At 63.6% G+C, this 15,374-nt stretch carries 16 protein-coding genes; 1 reads left to right on the plus strand and 15 read right to left on the minus strand.

Annotation, left to right across the window (positions count from 1 at the left end):
• Positions 1–16: 16 nt before the first annotated feature.
• Complete coding sequence (locus JOH52_RS32020) at positions 17–1,609, minus strand: ABC transporter substrate-binding protein (RefSeq protein WP_014532112.1); 1,593 nt, start codon at positions 1,607–1,609, stop codon at positions 17–19.
• 56 nt (positions 1,610–1,665) lie between these two features.
• The gene (locus tag JOH52_RS32025; RefSeq protein ID WP_014532113.1) at positions 1,666–3,291 is read right to left on the minus strand and encodes an amidohydrolase; all 1,626 of its coding nucleotides are present in this window, start codon (positions 3,289–3,291) and stop codon (positions 1,666–1,668) included.
• A gap of 181 nt (positions 3,292–3,472) precedes the next feature.
• Here JOH52_RS32025 and JOH52_RS32030 point away from each other — a divergent pair, with 181 nt between their 5' ends.
• Positions 3,473–4,414, plus strand: coding sequence for a LysR family transcriptional regulator (locus JOH52_RS32030; RefSeq protein WP_010967049.1), 942 nt, complete (start codon positions 3,473–3,475; stop codon positions 4,412–4,414).
• 16 nt (positions 4,415–4,430) lie between these two features.
• Here the strand turns inward: JOH52_RS32030 and JOH52_RS32035 are convergent, their stop codons facing one another.
• The 13 genes from JOH52_RS32035 to JOH52_RS32095 all read right to left on the minus strand — a co-directional run bounded on the left by JOH52_RS32035 (position 4,431) and on the right by JOH52_RS32095 (position 15,372).
• Positions 4,431–5,468 (minus strand): DmpA family aminopeptidase, encoded by a 1,038-nt coding sequence (locus tag JOH52_RS32035; protein ID WP_013845140.1) that lies wholly within the window; start codon positions 5,466–5,468, stop codon positions 4,431–4,433.
• A gap of 50 nt (positions 5,469–5,518) precedes the next feature.
• Complete coding sequence (locus JOH52_RS32040; protein WP_013845141.1) at positions 5,519–6,370, minus strand: D-amino-acid transaminase; 852 nt, start codon at positions 6,368–6,370, stop codon at positions 5,519–5,521.
• A gap of 257 nt (positions 6,371–6,627) precedes the next feature.
• Entirely contained in the window at positions 6,628–7,323 is a 696-nt protein-coding gene (locus JOH52_RS32045; protein ID WP_014532115.1) for a BA14K family protein, read from the minus strand.
• A gap of 126 nt (positions 7,324–7,449) precedes the next feature.
• On the minus strand, positions 7,450–7,848 hold the full coding sequence (locus JOH52_RS32050; RefSeq protein WP_003525348.1) for a RidA family protein: 399 nt from the start codon (positions 7,846–7,848) through the stop codon (positions 7,450–7,452).
• Positions 7,849–8,152: 304 nt separating this feature from the next.
• Positions 8,153–8,485, minus strand: a complete 333-nt coding sequence (locus JOH52_RS32055) for an EthD domain-containing protein (protein ID WP_013845143.1) — start codon at positions 8,483–8,485, stop codon at positions 8,153–8,155.
• A gap of 16 nt (positions 8,486–8,501) precedes the next feature.
• A complete protein-coding gene (locus JOH52_RS32060; protein WP_017266144.1) occupies positions 8,502–9,410 on the minus strand; it encodes a 2-hydroxyacid dehydrogenase in 909 nt (302 codons plus the stop codon).
• A 62-nt stretch (positions 9,411–9,472) separates the two neighbouring features.
• Complete coding sequence (locus JOH52_RS32065; protein WP_013845145.1) at positions 9,473–10,252, minus strand: amino acid ABC transporter ATP-binding protein; 780 nt, start codon at positions 10,250–10,252, stop codon at positions 9,473–9,475.
• Positions 10,253–10,267: 15 nt separating this feature from the next.
• On the minus strand, positions 10,268–11,068 hold the full coding sequence (locus JOH52_RS32070) for a transporter substrate-binding domain-containing protein (RefSeq protein WP_003525354.1): 801 nt from the start codon (positions 11,066–11,068) through the stop codon (positions 10,268–10,270).
• Positions 11,069–11,114: 46 nt separating this feature from the next.
• Complete coding sequence (locus tag JOH52_RS32075) at positions 11,115–11,771, minus strand: amino acid ABC transporter permease (RefSeq protein WP_014532116.1); 657 nt, start codon at positions 11,769–11,771, stop codon at positions 11,115–11,117.
• Between the two features lie 10 nt (positions 11,772–11,781).
• Complete coding sequence (locus tag JOH52_RS32080) at positions 11,782–12,450, minus strand: amino acid ABC transporter permease (RefSeq protein ID WP_003525357.1); 669 nt, start codon at positions 12,448–12,450, stop codon at positions 11,782–11,784.
• 125 nt (positions 12,451–12,575) lie between these two features.
• Positions 12,576–13,598, minus strand: a complete 1,023-nt coding sequence (locus JOH52_RS32085; RefSeq protein ID WP_013845146.1) for a LacI family DNA-binding transcriptional regulator — start codon at positions 13,596–13,598, stop codon at positions 12,576–12,578.
• Between the two features lie 131 nt (positions 13,599–13,729).
• Entirely contained in the window at positions 13,730–14,617 is an 888-nt protein-coding gene (locus JOH52_RS32090; RefSeq protein WP_017266143.1) for an aldose 1-epimerase, read from the minus strand.
• Positions 14,617–15,372, minus strand: a complete 756-nt coding sequence (locus tag JOH52_RS32095) for an SDR family oxidoreductase (protein WP_014532118.1) — start codon at positions 15,370–15,372, stop codon at positions 14,617–14,619. Before JOH52_RS32095 ends, JOH52_RS32090 begins: the two co-directional genes overlap by 1 nt.
• Positions 15,373–15,374: the final 2 nt, after the last annotated feature.

The raw sequence follows: 15,374 nt of genomic DNA on the forward strand, positions 1-15,374 counted from the left end.
CCTCCCCCTCAAGGTCTTACTGGCGCGATGACGGCGCCGTCTCGTCGATCCAGATTTCGTCATAGGGCTGGATCGCCAGTTCCGTCGCGTTCGGAACGAGGCCGTGGATCCACGGCTGGTAGGCCATCACCGCCTTGTTGTAGTTGAAGAACCAGACCGGAGCGTCGTCCTGCACGATGTTGTTGGCCTGGCGCAGGAGATCGTTCTGCTTGGCCGAGTCGCGTTCCTGCTGCGCCGCCTCGTAGAGCTTGTCGAATTCCGGGCTTGCATAGCTGGTGTAGTTGCAGGCCGATTGCGCCGTCTTCGAATAGTAGCAACGCAGTGCGTTCAGCGGGTCGGGGCCAGAAAGGTTCGACCAGATGAAGGCCTGGAAGTTGTTGGTCGTCACCGCCTCGCCGAGCGTGGAGCTTTCGACCGGCTTCGGCTTCACGGTGATGCCGACCTTCTTCAGCATCGGCAGGATGGCTTCGACGATCGGCACGCCCCAGCTTTCGTTCGGGCTCGCCGTCACCTCGAATTCGAAGCCGTCGGCATAGCCGGCCTCGGCGAGCAATGCCTTTGCCTTCTCCGGATCGTAGGCGTAGGGCGCCTTGTCCTTGTCGAAGGCGGGCGAGGAGATCGGCAGCCAGCCGGAGGCCGGGTAGGCCTTGTTCTTGACCAGGCGTTCGATGATCAGCGGCGCATTGATGGCATGGTTGATCGCCTGGCGCACCCGCTTGTCCTTGAAGGGCTCGAAGGCGGGGTTGAAGCCGATATTGCGGGTATAGACCTCGGCGACTTCCAGGAGGTGATCTTTCAGCCCCTCCTCGCCCTGATAGGCCTGGTATTGGGTAGGGCCGAGGATCGAAACGTCGATTTCCTTGTTGCGGAAGGCGACGTCGCGCGCGGCGTCCTCAGCCATCAGCACGATGTTGATGCGATCGAGATAGGGCCTGCCCTCCTCGTAGTACTTGTCGAATTTTTCCACGACGACCTGCGAACCGGGTACGTGCTCCTTGAAGACGAAGGCGCCGAGGCCGACCGGATTCTTGCCGAAGGTCGATTCGTCCTCGACATTCGACGGATAGATGACCGTCGTGTTCTGCATTAGCGGGAAGCCGGGATTGATCGTGCCGGTATAGGTGATCTCGAGCGTGTGGTCATCGATCTTCTTCAGCCCCGAAATCTCGTCGGCCTTGCCGGCGATATAATCCTCGGCGCCCTTGATGACGGCGATGAAGCTCGCGCCGGGGAAGGCGTTTTCCGGGTTGGCGATGCGCTTGTAGCTGTAGATGATGTCGTCGGCAGTCAGCGGCTTGCCGTTGTGGAACACGGCGTTTTTACGCAGGTGATAGGTGTGGACCATGCCGTCCTCGGAAACCTCCTCCGAGGTCGCCAGTTCCAGGACGGGCTTGTTCTGGTTCGAATCCCAGCTGTAGAGCGCACGGTGGATGGCCTGGGTGATGAATTCTTCCTGCGTGTTAGGGCTCGACTGCACGTCCAGCGTGGCGAAGCTCGAGCCGTAGGGCGCGGTGAAGACGAGCGTTCCGCCATGGCGCTCGCCCGCGGCAAGCGCCCCGGCAGCCACGCCGAGGCTGAGCATTGCGGCCAGTGTCAATCTCTTCAGCATTTCGTTCTCCCTCTCGCGCCGTTCTCGGCATCGTTTCGGTTCAGTCCGGCAGGCCGTCAGCGCGCATCATGCACGACGCGGCCCGCAAGCAGGGTCAGCACGCAGCTTGTGTCCGAAAGGATGGTTTCGGGCGGGGCGGCCAGAAGGTCGTTGTCGAAGACGGCGATGTCCGCCCACTGGCCCGGCACGAGCCGCCCTTTCACCCCCTCGGCTTTCTGCGAATAGGCGCCGTATTCCGTATAGGCCTGCAATGCCTCCTCGCGGCTCAGCCGTTCGGATGCTTCCATCACCGTGCCCTTGCCCGTCTGGCGCGTGAGCATCGCGTGCAGGTTCGGGAACGGATCGGGCGAGCAGACCGGCGAATCCGAGCCGGTCGACGGTTTCAGGCCCATGCACATCCAGGTGCCGATCGGGTAGGATAACCGGCCGCGCTCCTCCCCGAGCACGGATATGTAGCTGTCGCCAAAATCGTGGATGAAGGCCATCTGCGGCGCAGGCAGAATACCGGCCGCCTTCATGCGCGCATTCTGATCCGGGGTGGAAAAGCCGCAATGCTCGACGCGATGGCGGCGGTCGGGATCGGGATTTGCGGCAAGCGCCTTCTCGTAGGCCGTGATGAGCTGCTCGATCGCACCGTCGCCGATGGCGTGGCAGACCATCTGATAGCCGCGGTCGTGGCAGGCCTTGACGACCGCCTCGACCTCCGCATCCGGCAGCATCTGGACGCCGATATTGTCCGGCTCGCCCCTATAGGGCCTCGTCATCCAGGCGGTGCGCCCGCCCGCCGAGCCGTCGAGGAAGACCTTGACGCCGCCGACGCGCAGCATGTCGTCGCCGGCGCCGGAAAGAAGGCCCGCGCGCCAGCAATCCTCGACGATGGAAACGCCGGGATCGCCAAGCAGGGTCAGCCAGACGCGCACCGGCAGCCGGCCGGAAAGCTTGGCCATCTCATAGGCCTGGATTTCGGCAAAACCGGAGACCTGCCCCACGGCCGCATCCATGCAGCTCGTGATTCCGAAGGAGAGCAGATACCGCCCTGCCCGCTCGATTCCGTCGATCAGGTCCTCGGTCGTTGCCGACGGCATGGCGGCCTTGACGAGGTTCTGCGCGTTTTCCGCGAGGAAGCCGTTCAGCCGGCCCTCCGTGACGCCGATCACGCCACCTTCCGGCACGGCCGTCGCCTCAGTGATGCCGGCAAGCTCCAGAGCGCGGGAGTTGGCGATCGAAACATGGCCGCAGGCCCGTGTCAGTAGGACTGGGTGATCGGGGGCGACGCGATCGAGATCGTCGCGCGTCGGGTGCCGTCCGGTGTCGAGCTTGACCTGATCATAGCCGCGGGCGCGCACCCAGCCGCCCTTCGGCGTCGTGGCTGCGCGGTCGGAAATCCGGCCCATCAGGGCGGCGAGCGTCGGCGCGCTCGCGGGCGTAGCGTCGACCCAGCCCATGGCCATGCCGGTCGCGATGAGGTGCAGGTGGTTGTCGATGAGGCCGGGGGTGGCGAAGCGGCCTTCGAGATCGATGACCTCGGTGCGCGGCCCCTTCAGGCCCAAGATGTCCGTATCGCTGCCGGTTGCAAGAATCTTGCCTTGCCACACGGCGAGAGCCTCGCTGATGCCCTCCTCCCGGCCGCGCCAGATCCGGCCATTGATGAGGATAAGATCGGCTTTTATTCCGAACGCCATTCACAACTCCCCCTGTCGGCACCGGACGGGCCGGCACCTATTTCCTCCAGGCGCAAGGTGAAAGGTTGCAGTTGGCTTGGCCAATTCGCTTTTGGCACCAACCCATGCAGAAACGACATACCTATTTCGATTGAATGACTTATGATCGGCCGCAGCAGACGCGCAGCAAAGGGAAGCGGACATGGAGATCAAGTGGCTGGAGGATTTCGTGACGCTTGCCGACACGTCCAGCTTCTCGCGCGCGGCCGAGCTGCGCAACGTGACTCAACCTGCCTTCAGCCGCCGGATCAAGCAGTTGGAGAGTTGGCTGGGCGCAACGCTGATCAGCCGCGCGACCATGCCGGCCGAACTCACGCCTGCGGGGCGCAATTTCCTGCCGGTCGCACAGGAAGCGATCCGCACCTTCTATGCGGCGCGCGAAGTGCTGCGTCTCCCGCACGAGCCGGGCCTCATCCGCTTTGCCGCGCTGCATACGCTGACGGTCACCTTCTTCCCCCGCTGGCTGAAGACGCTGGAAGCGGCGGGTGGATCGTTCAGCACCTCGCTCATTCCGGACCGCGGCGGAATCGAAGCGAACCTCGACGCGCTCGTCGGCGATGAGGCGGATTTCTTCCTCACCTATGCGCATCCGGAAGTGCCGTTTCATCTCGATAGCGGGCAGTTTTCCTCGCTGACCGTAGCCCATGACCGACTGATTCCGCTGGTCGCGGCGGAGATCGTACTGTCCGGCGATCCGCAGCCCGGACTGAACCTCCTCGACCGCGCCATCGCGCAGCCGCGGCTCGCCATCCCCTATCTGAGCTACGGCTTCAATTCCTTCTTCGGGGTCGCCCTGTCGCGCCTGCTGCTGCGCCGCCCGCCCTTCCGGCGCCGTACGACGCACGAAAACACAATCAGCGCCGGCCTGATGAACATGGCGGTGACGGGTGCGGGCGTGTGCTGGCTGCCGGAGAGCCTGGCGCGCGAGGAAATCGACGCGCGCCGCCTCGTGCCTGCCTCTGCCGACGAGGGTTGGAACCTCGACCTCGAAATCCGCCTTTACCGCCACGCAGCGAGCCGCAACCGCAAGGTCGAGGAACTATGGGCGACGGCGCAGCGACTCCTGGAACCCGCACCGGCCTGATCAGACCTTCACTGGATCACGGGGACGGGTTCTCCATCAACCAGTCGGCAAGGCAGGGATAGATGCGGCCGTTGCGCCCCGGCATGGCGGGGGCCATGCAGAGCGCGTTCAGGACGGCCTCCTGCGTCATATCAGCGGCGGCGCGGAAGGCGATGTCGATGTGGCCGTCGGCGAGCCGCTCCTGCGTGGTGAACGCTGTGGCAGGCTCATGTTCCACCGGGTCGGCGGTGGTGAAACAGAGGGCGACATCGCCGCTGCCATGGCCCCAGAATGCGCCGAGCCGGGCAAGGCCCGCGCCGGCACGCCGCGCGACCCGCTGCAACTGGCGATCTGCCAAGGGAAGATCGGTCGCCATGACGACGATGACGGAGCCGCGCTCGGGACCGGCCGGCACGCGCGGATCGGGCCGGCGCCCGTCCGGCAGGACGAGGTCCCCCGCCGCGCCGAAATTGGCAAGGACCAGCGTGCCGAGCGTGAAGTCGCGCTTGCCGACTCGCATGCGCCGCGAGGCCGTGCCGATGCCGGCCTTGAAGCCGAAGGCGGTCATGCCGGAGCCGGCGCCGACCGCACCCTGTTCCACCGGCCCCGTGCGCGCGGCGTCCAGCGCCGCCTCGGCGTCGGCGGGCGTTACCGCCAGCGCCTGAATGTCGTTTATGCTGCCGTCATTGCACTCGCAGACCAGTGCATTGACGGTCGAGGTCTTTCGCCCGATCGCCGGGTTAGCGGAGATGGCGCGGCGGACCAGCGCTTCGGTGCAGGCGGCAACGCCAAAGGTGTTGGTGAGCATGATCGGCGTCTCGATCGTGCCGAGTTCGGCCACCTGCATCAGCCCCGCCGACTTGCCGAAGCCGTTGATTACCTCCACCGCCGCCCGCGGCTTCACGCGGAACACGTCGCCTGCATGCGGGAGGATCGCCGTGACCCCGGTGAAGAGGCCCTCGCCGCGCAGCGACCGGTGGCCGACCGAAACGCCCGCGACGTCCGTAATGGCATTGCCCGGCCCCGGTTCCAGCCTGCCCTGCGGGATCAGCCCCAGTTCCCGTGCGGTCTTCATATCGCCCCTCCCTACATCGCTTTTCCGTTTCAGTGAAACAGTCGACGGATCTAGACCGGAACGCCAGCCGCTTCCAGGTAGAGGGCCTGGAGTTTTCGGGTCATCGGACCGGGCTTGCCGTTGCCGACCACCCGGTCGCCGATGCGCACGACGGGCATGACGAGGCTCGAGGCGGAGGTCTGGAACGCCTCCGCGGCGGCCTGCGCCTCGTTGGGCGTGAAGGCGCGCTCCTCGATCGCGAGATCCTCGGCGGCACAGAGCAGTGCGAGGGCGCGCTGCGTGCAGCCGGGCAGCGTCGCGCGCGACGCGGCGCGGGTAAGGATGCGCCCGTCACCGGTGATGACATGGGCCGTGGAGGATGCGCCCTCCGTCACCAGTCCGTTCTCCACCAGCCAGACATCGTCGAAACCGCGGGCGCGGGCCGCCTGCTTCGCCATGACCTGACCGAGCAGCATGGCGGTCTTGATGTCGCGACGGTGCCAGCGCGGATCGTCGGCGAGATCGACCGAGATGCCGTCCTGCTGGGCCTTCGTGCCGGTCAGCGTCTTCGCCTGCGTGAAGCCGACGAACCGCGGCGCCAGTGCGTCGGAATAGAGAAAGTCGCGATCCGCCTCGCCGCGCGAGACCTGCAGATAGATTGTGCCGTCCCGCAAGGCGTTGCGGGCGATCAATTCCGCCTGGACGCCGGCAATCTCCTTGCGCGAGAGGCCGAGCGGAATGGCGAGTTCCCTCAGCGAGCGTTCGAGACGGTCAAGATGCAGGTCGTTGTCGATCATCCGCCCGCCGATAACCGCCGTCACTTCGTAGACGGCATCGCCGAACAGGAAGCCGCGATCGAAAAGCCCTATGCGGGCCTCCTCTTCCGGTACGAATTGACCGTAGACATAGACGATCCTGCCCATCTGTTCCCCTTGCTGCGCGCGTTGCCCTACAGCGCCGCGCCCTCTTTCAGACGCGCAAAGGTCGCTGCAAAATCGTCAATTTGCCGCATGTTTCTTCTTTCATCGGATCCGATGAAACGAGACATGCAGTCGGAACATAGGAACGACTCGCCGCGGCTGACCAATTCAATTCGGGCAGCATCCTATGCAAAATTTGCCTGAGATTTTGTTTTCAATCGGTTGATGCCGTCTCCCGGCGCAATCGACCAGGCGCCTCGTTACCGGCACTGCCTGCGCGGGCCGCCGCGGTAAGGCTGGTAACTGTTGTCTTCGGGGCGGTAGGAGCGGTAGCGGCTGAAGCAATAGGCAACATGCTCCTGCGTCAGTCTGATTGCCTCGCCATCATCGGCCGAGTATTCCATCTGCGTCGAGGGGTCATCGGCATCTTCCGCATCGATACCGGGCGTTTCAGGCCAAAGATCCTCCGACGGCCCCCACGCCGCATCCATGTAGGGTGAGTTGCAGGTCCGCCGTCCGCCACTGAAAGATCTGTAGCTGTTGTCGAACGGACGATAGCTGCGATAGCGTTTTGCACACCATTCGGCATGAGCGGCGGGCACTGTCGACGCCGTCGGCTGCTCCTGCGCGGGCGGCGGTTGAGTTGAAGCGGTGGCCATCCTGTCCAAAGGCTCCGGAGAGCGTTCCTTTTCGGCCTCATTGGCCATTGCGGGCGTCTCAGGCTCTTTCGAAGCGTTGAGGTCGGACGGTGCGGGGCGGGCGGGCAGCCGCTCGAATTGCTGGGCCGCCCTGTCGACTGCTCGCGGCTGCTTGGTCCATATCTCTGACTGATTCACGTCCAGCTGCGGCTGGCGCGCAGGCTTGCCGGTTAGGAACAAGACTGCGACGACCGCCCCGCTCAGGAACAACGCGAGAGACAGGACGAACCCGCCAAATACCGCCAACGCCGTTTTCACCTAAGCCTCCTTCGTCCTTCCACGAAGAAATGCAAGGGCACGGTCTCAAGTTCCGACAATGCCTCAGAATGCTTGAGTGCTTTCGGGATAGGGGGCTGCGGTGCCGGTGTTCCGGTCGAAGAAATCCTATGCCGCCTCGGGAATGCGCGCGATGACCTTGATCTCGAAATCGAACCCGGCAAGCCAGTTTACGCCCAGCGCGGTCCAGTTGGGATAAGGTGGAGTGCCGAAGATCTGATTCTTGACGGCCATGATGGTTTCGAACTGGTTCTCGGGGTCGGTATGGAACGTGGTCACATCGACTATATCGTCGAAGGTGCAGCCGGCCGCATTCAGCGTCGCCCGTAGATTGTCGAAAGCCAATTGGACCTGGCGCCCGAAATCCGGTTCCGGAGTACCATCGGAACGGCTGCCGACCTGCCCGGAGACGAACAGGAGGTCGCCGGAGCGGATCGCGGCTGAATATCCGTGAGCTTCGTACAGGGCATGCCGATTTGCGGGAAAGATTGCGTCGCGTCGCGTCATCTGTTCATTCCTTTTCAACGTTTCTGCCGGCACCGGCTGATTGTGACATCAGCCCGGGATCGCGCCACCAGCTCTACATACGCAGCGTATGTGAACCAGCATCCGCAGCGCCTGTCAACTCACATATACGCTACGTATGTGAAACGCGGCGTGCCGCCGGAGTTGTTCGGATGAACTTGGAATATCAAATCGACGGCCTGCCACCCTGCGCAGACACTCGCCGCAATGTCACGAGCATGGCCTGTATCCATCGCCTAAAACTGGGCAGGTGCTACGTATTGGCGGCACTGGGGAAGCGCCCACCTCAATCTGTCGATCGAGCGTCCAGCTCGAACACATGGTAGTGGATGTGCCCTTCGAACATCTCCAGCAGACCCTTCGTCAATTCACGGCTCTCGTAGCGCACCGGCGACTCCAGGGCTCGCGCCAAAGCCTCGCGGTCGTCATAGGTCGTGGAAAGGATCATCGCGAAGGCTGGTGCCCCCTCGTCCCGGTCGACGGCATGGAGCACCCGAACTTCCCTGACGCCCGGAAAGGCCTGCCACAGGGGCACCAGCCTCTCCTCGACATAGCCGCGGAATGCCTGCTCCCGGCCAGGATGGATAATCCCCTCGAACAGAGCCTGACGAACGATCATGATGTCTTCTCCCGCTTCAGTTGACGGTGTTCGGCGCTTTTTCGCCGGCAAAGTGGGCGGCGAGATTTGCAAGCACGAGCTTTCCCATGGCCATGCGCGTCTCGACCGTCGCGCTGCCCTGATGCGGCATGAGCACTGTATTCGGCGTGGTATGGAATTCGCTGCGGATTGCGGGTTCGTTGACGAAGACATCGAGCCCAGCACCCGCGATCGTTCCGGATCTCAACGCTTCGATCAGGGCGTCCTCGTCGACGACGTTGCCACGCGCGACGTTTACCACGATACCCTCGGGACCGAGCGCCTGAAGAAGGGACGCGTCGACGATGTTTTGCGTCGCCGCACTTGCCGCCACGCAGACGGCCAGAACGTCGCTGTCGCGGGCGAGATCGATCGGGCTCTGATGCGCGATCCAGTCGACGCCGGAAAGGGTGGACCGGTTCCAGTATCGCACCGACATGCCGAAGGCCTCCGCGCGCGACGCCAATGCCCGCCCGATCTGACCGAGGCCGAGTACGCCGATCCGCTTTCCCTTCGGGCTATGGCCGAGCGGCAATTGTCCGCCCGCGGCCCAGCGGCCTTCGCGCACCAGCCTGTCGCCATCGCCGATCCGCCGCAGGACGGCAAGCATGAGCGCGATACCGAGGTCAGCGACATCGTCCGAGAGCACGCCCGGTGTCGTCGTCACATCGATGTTGCGACCGCGCGCCCGGGCGAGATCCACCTTGTCCGTCCCTACCCCGTTGATCGCGATGATCCCCAGCGACGGAAGCTTTTCGATCCAGTCATTGGAGAGGCCCGCACCGCCACCCGTGGCAACCGCGCGGATCGATGGGAGCGCCGCTTCGAGCGCCGGCCGGTCGGCGGCCTCGTAAAGCCTGTGAACCGTGTAGTTCCGGTGCAGTTCGTCCATGACGAACGGCATCATCGGCTCCACGAGCAGTAGATCTGGTTTCACGTTTCGAAACTCCAATTACATGGATGTGGCCGTCAGGAGATCTGGCCGAGGAAGAAGCGCGTGCGCTCGTGTTGCGGGGCGCCGAAGAAGGCATCGGGCGGCGCGATCTCCAGGATCTCGCCGCGGTTCATGAAGACGACACGATCGGCGACGCTTCGTGCGAAACCCATCTCATGCGTGACGCAAAGCATGGTCATGCCTTCGTTGGCGAGATCCACCATCGTGTCTAGGACCTCCTTGACCATTTCCGGATCGAGGGCCGAGGTCGGCTCGTCGAAGAGCATGATCTTCGGGTTCATGCACAGTGCCCGCGCGATCGCGACGCGCTGCTGCTGCCCGCCCGAAAGCTGCGCCGGATATTTCACCGCCTGCTCGGGGATGCGCACCCGTTTCAGATATTTCATGGCCGTCTCTTCGGCCTCGGCCTTGGCGAGGCCGCGTACCTTCATCGGAGCCAGCGTGCAGTTCTCCAGCACCGTCATGTGCGGGAAAAGGTTGAACTGCTGGAAGACCATGCCGGTCTCCTGCCGGACCAGGTCGACATTCCTCCCACCGGCGGTCAGGTCGTGCCCGTCCACGACGATCCTGCCCGAATGAATGGTCTCGAGCTGGTTGATGCATCGGATCAGCGTCGACTTGCCGGAACCCGATGGTCCACAGATGACGATCCGTTCGCCGCGGCCGACCGCCAAGTCGATGTTCTTGAGCGCGTGAAAGCCGTCATACCACTTGTTGACGCCCTCCATGCGGACGGCTGGGTCCGAAGCCTCGCGCGAATCCGGGGGCGAGGCGTTTTCGCGTTCCGTGTTCATCGCGAGGGCTCCATTCTATTTCGCTTCAGTGACGAATTCCGGCAGCGGCGAACCGAGCCACTTCTCGTGGATGGCGTTGAGCTGTCCGTCCGCTTTGACCTTGTCGAGGAAGCCGTTGACGAACTTCAACATCTCGTTCGATCCCTTGCGAACGGCGATACCCTGAACCTGCTGGCTCAGCTGAAGCTTCTGATTGAACCGCCCAGGGGCGGCGGCTTCGATCTGGGCGGCGACGACATTGGAAACGCCGATCAGCTCGACCTGTCCGGAAAGGAGCGCTTGCACCGCACTGGCATCGTCGTCGAAGCGTTGAATGTTGGCGTCCTGCGGGGCAATCTTGGTGACCGCCGTGTCCTGCGTGCTGGCGCGGGCGACGCCGATCGTCTTGCCGGCCAGATCTTCAGGCTTTGTGACGGCCAGGTCCGCGGCGCCGAACACGCCGATCGAGATGCCTGCGTAAGGCTGCGAGAAATCGACGTTCTTGGCGCGCTCCTCGGTGATGCCCAGCGAGGCGACCAGCAGGTCCACCTGGTTGCTTTGCAGGTAGGGTATGCGGTTAGGCCCCGTCACCGGCACGATCGTCACTTCGACTCCGAGCTCCTTGGCAAGCAGCTTCGCAACATCGGCATCGTAACCATCCGGCTGGTTGTTCGCGTCCATGATCCCAAACGGCGGGAAATCGACCAGCATGCCGACCTTCACCGTACCGGCCGATTTGATTACCTCCACCGTCTGCGCTGCAACGGGCGACACCAGGCCCGCGACAAGCGCAGCGGCGCAGAGGACAGATATTGCCATGCGTCTCGAGATATTCATCAGCTCTTCCCTTCTCAGAAGCCGGCCCTCCCGCCGGTGGGGCCCGTCAACGTGCCGTTGCGCGGGAAAAACGGGTCTCCATTCGACGTGCGATCAGCGACAGCGGCCAGCAAAGCAGAAAATAGACGGTGGCAACGGTGCCGAAGACCAGGAACGGACTGAACGTCGCATTGTTGATGATCTGCCCTTGCCGGGTCAGCTCGGTAAAGCCGATGATCGATGCGAGCGATGTGCCCTTTATGAGTTGCACCAGGAAGCCGACGGTGGGCGCGACGGCGATACGGGCCGCCTGAGGCAGGATCACATGACGCATCGACCGAAAATAGCGCAGGCCGAGCGCAGTCGCCGCCTCGCGCTGTCCCTTCGGCACGGCCTCGATGCAGCCGCGCCAGATCTCGCCCAGGAAGGCGCTGGCGTGGAGCGCGAGCGCAATGGTCGCGGCAATCCAAGGATTGATCGCAAAGCCGAAGATGTTCATGCCGAGGAATACCAGAAAGAGCTGCATCAGCAGCGGGGTTCCCTGGAAGACGCGGATGAAGCCCGTCGCCGAGAGGCGCAGCGCTCGCGTATCGGCGACGCGCATCAATGCCACCAGTAGTCCGCCGACGCTGCCGCCGGCAAAAGCGATCGCGGATAGGGCGATCGTCCACTGTGCCGCAGCGACGATGACGAGAAACTCGTTCCAGCCGAAGGCTCTGATCATGACAGTGCTCCTAGCGGCCGAGGGGATATTTGAATGCCGCTTTCTCGACCGCGTAAAACAGCGCGGAGAAACCGACCGACAGGGCAAGATAGATCAGAGTGACTGCGATATAGACCTCGAAGCTCGCAAAGGTGGCGGATTGGAGGTCGTTGCCGGCAGCAGCCAGGTCATCCGCTGAGATGACCGACACGACGCTGGTATTCAGCATCAGGTATATGAACTGACTGGTGAGCGCGGGATAGACGGTGCGCAAGGCCGGCTTCATGACGACATAGCGGAAAATCTGGGGCCTCGACAGCCCAAGCGCCCAGCCGGCCTCTACCTGCCCCTTATGAATGGATTCGATCCCGGCGCGGATGATCTCCGTACCGTAGGCGCCGAAATTAACGACAAGCGCCAGCAGCGCCGCGCTGTTCGGCGAAAGCCTTAGACCAAGCGAAGGCATGCCGAAGAAGATGAAGAATATCTGCACCAGGAAAGGCGTGTTTCGGATGATCTCGATATAGCCATCGATCACGGCACGCAGGATCGCCGGTCCTGCCGTCTTTCCCCACGCGCAGAAGACTGAAACGACGAGGCCGATCAACATGGCTGCGCATGACAGGCGAACCGTCAGCCACGCGCCGACCAGCAACTGGTCGAAAGACGCGAGTACAGGCGCGAAGTTGAATTCGTACATGCCGGGACCTCCTCCCACACTACCGCCGCCGCATGCCGCGCTTCCCGCGATCTGCGTCAGTTAGATCGATCTAAAATGTTTCCCGACGTGCGTCAACCGCAAACGACGGCCGGGATCGGGCGCGATCAGGCGGGCCGGCCGCAGGACTGCCGAACGCTCAGCGTCGTATCGCTCACCACGCGCCGCGCCGGCAAATCCGGATTGGCGATGCGCTCGACAAGGAGCCGCGCCGCCATTTCGCCGATCGCGGTGGGGCCGGTCGAGACCGAGGTCAGTCTCGGCCGGATGGCCTCGGCGTCCGCCACGTCGTCGAAGCCGATCAGCGAGAGATCGCGTCCGATCGTGAGCCCGCAATCGTGAAGTCCTGCGGCAAGGCCGAGAGCGACGAGATGATTGAAGCAGATCACGGCAGTCGGCTGTGTAGCCTGTGCGAACAGAAGGTGGGTCGCGCCGGCGATTTCTCCGAGTTGTGCCGGCAAGTGGATCAGTATCTCAGGATCGAACGCCTTTGCCAGCATGGCGTCGCGGAAGCCGTCCACGCGCTCCCGATAGGCCGAATGGACCGGGCCGTGGGCGGCAAAGGCAATCTTCTCATGACCGAGCGAAGCGAGATAATCCACCGCCTGACGCATGCCGCCGGCGTAGTCCACGCCGACATAGTCCATATCGGCCGAGATGTGGCGCAATACCTGGACGACGGGCATACCCCACGCGGCTAACTGCTCGGACAGGTCAGGTTCGGTGCCCGCGGCGGGGCAAAGAACGACCCCGTCCACCCCGTGTTCACGCATGCGCTGGAGCAGCATCGACTGCCGCTCCACCCTCTCCCCGCTATTGGCGAGAATGACCACCTTGCCGGTGGCCCCGATAGCCTCCTCGATGCCTGAAAGGAGCTCCGCAAAGAATGGATTGGTGAGATTTGGCACGATTGCGCCGATGATCTGGCTGCGTTCGACGCGCAGGCGGGCTGCGCCGATGTTGTAGACATAGCCCAAATCCCGCATCGCCTGCTCGACCCGCGCGCGTGTCTCACTGCCGACCAGCGGGCTCTTGCGAAGAACAAGGGAGGCGGTCGCGCGGGAAACATTGGCATGCCGCGCAACATCCAGAAGCGTGACGCGAGGCTTCTTTCGTTCTTGGAAAGACATAGGATACCGATCGGGAAAAATGCGTGGAGAGGACTATAGTCGACGGGCGAACACTAGGGCAAATCGAGGGAAAGTGCGCAGCGGTTTTCCGCCCCGGGGCGTCGCCCGGGAACCCGCGGCTGACGACATGCTCAGCCAAAGTCTGAGGCGACACGGACAGAGACGGCCAGCGATTCATCCGGTTCGAGAATCTTGAGCCCGTGGGCTTCGGCCTTGCCGGGCAGATTGAACGCATCGACGGGGTGCGTCACCGGTTCGAAGCAGAAGAAGCCGGAGTCGGCAGCGGGCGAGAAGACGACGTATTGGCGCAGCGCCTCGCTCGCATTCACGTCCGCCGCGAGCCCGCGGCTCGGCCATTGGATGCGCGCCTTGCCGTCCCAGCCGTCGAACCAGTTGTTGATCCAGCGCGCCGGCAATGGCTGCGGCCTGTTGAAATCCATATCCGGATGTGCGGCTACGGCATCATGGGCCTTTGGCAGGTGATCGGATCGCTCGAGCCAGACGCCGCGGGCCGGCGCGTGCAGCGTCGTATCCGGCTCGCGCACGAACCAGGGATGAAAACCAGCGCCGTAGGGCAGACGGATCCTGGCGCGGTTGGCGAGGCTGAGGTCCATCACAAGTCCTGCGCCCTGCAGGCGGTAGGACATCGTTGCGTCGTAGCGGAAAGGTCCCGGTCCCTCGGCCGAAAGGGTGAGCGTGATCAGATCCGCGCTCACGGAGGTAACGTCCCAAGCGGCCGAAAAGCCGTTCCCGTGGATCGGGTATAGCTCCGTTTCCACGTTCCGCGGCAGGGCATGAAAGGTTCCGTCAAACGTGAACCCGCCGCCGGAAACCCGCCCGGAAAAAGGAACAAGCAGAATGTTCGAAAGCGCGAAGGGATGCGCGGTCGACGGATCGACCCTGCGGAAGATCGCTTGCCAGACGCCATCGTGCAGCACGTCGAATGCCGTCAGCCCGGCGCCAAGGTCGGGCCGCGCGATGAGGCGGGCCTCGCCGTTAGAGAGCTCGATCGCCGGCATCACCAGCCGCCGTCGATCGCGATGTTCTGGCCGGAAATCATGTCGGAGGCCGGCGAGACGAGGAAGTGGACCAGGTCGGCGACGTCCGAGGGCTGGATGCGCGCCTTCAGCGACTGGTTTTCGACGATCCAGTCATTGTATTGTTGCAGGCGGTCGGCAAAGATCCGCTCTTCCGCCTCCGAAACCACCGCGCCCGGCGACACCGCGTTGACGCGCACGCCGTGGGGGCCGAGTTCGCGCGCAAGCGCCTTCGTCAGCCCCAGCATCGCGCCTTTGGACGCTACATAGGGCACATAGCCGTCCCAGCGGCCGTTCAACGTGAGGGAGCAAAAGTTCACGATCTTGCCGTAGCGCTTCTGCTTCATCCCGGGCGTTACGGCTCGGGCAAGCGCGAAAGCCGCCGACGAGTTGACGCGGACCTGGTCTTCGTATTCCTCCAGCGAAAATTCCTCGAAAGGCTTGTTGATGATGAGCGCCGCATTGTTGATGAGAATGTCGATGCCGCCATGCTCGCTGGAAAGCGTAGCTGCGCGCTTTTCCGCCGAAGCTAGGTTATTCAGGTCTTCGCCGACATAGATCGCCATGGTTTCGTGAGCCGCGGCGAGGCTCGCCGCGAAGCCCTCCCCGGCTTCCGCGCCCGGGCGATCCAGCAGCAGCAAACCGGCGCCGGCGCGCCCCAGCCGCTCGGCCTGGGCGCGGCCGAGCGTGCCGAGCGCGCCGGTAATGAGGATGGTCTTTCCGGAAAGCTCTGTCATCG

Origin of the sequence: Sinorhizobium meliloti (assembly GCF_017876815.1) — a bacterium.
Lineage (GTDB): Bacteria > Pseudomonadota > Alphaproteobacteria > Rhizobiales > Rhizobiaceae > Sinorhizobium > Sinorhizobium meliloti.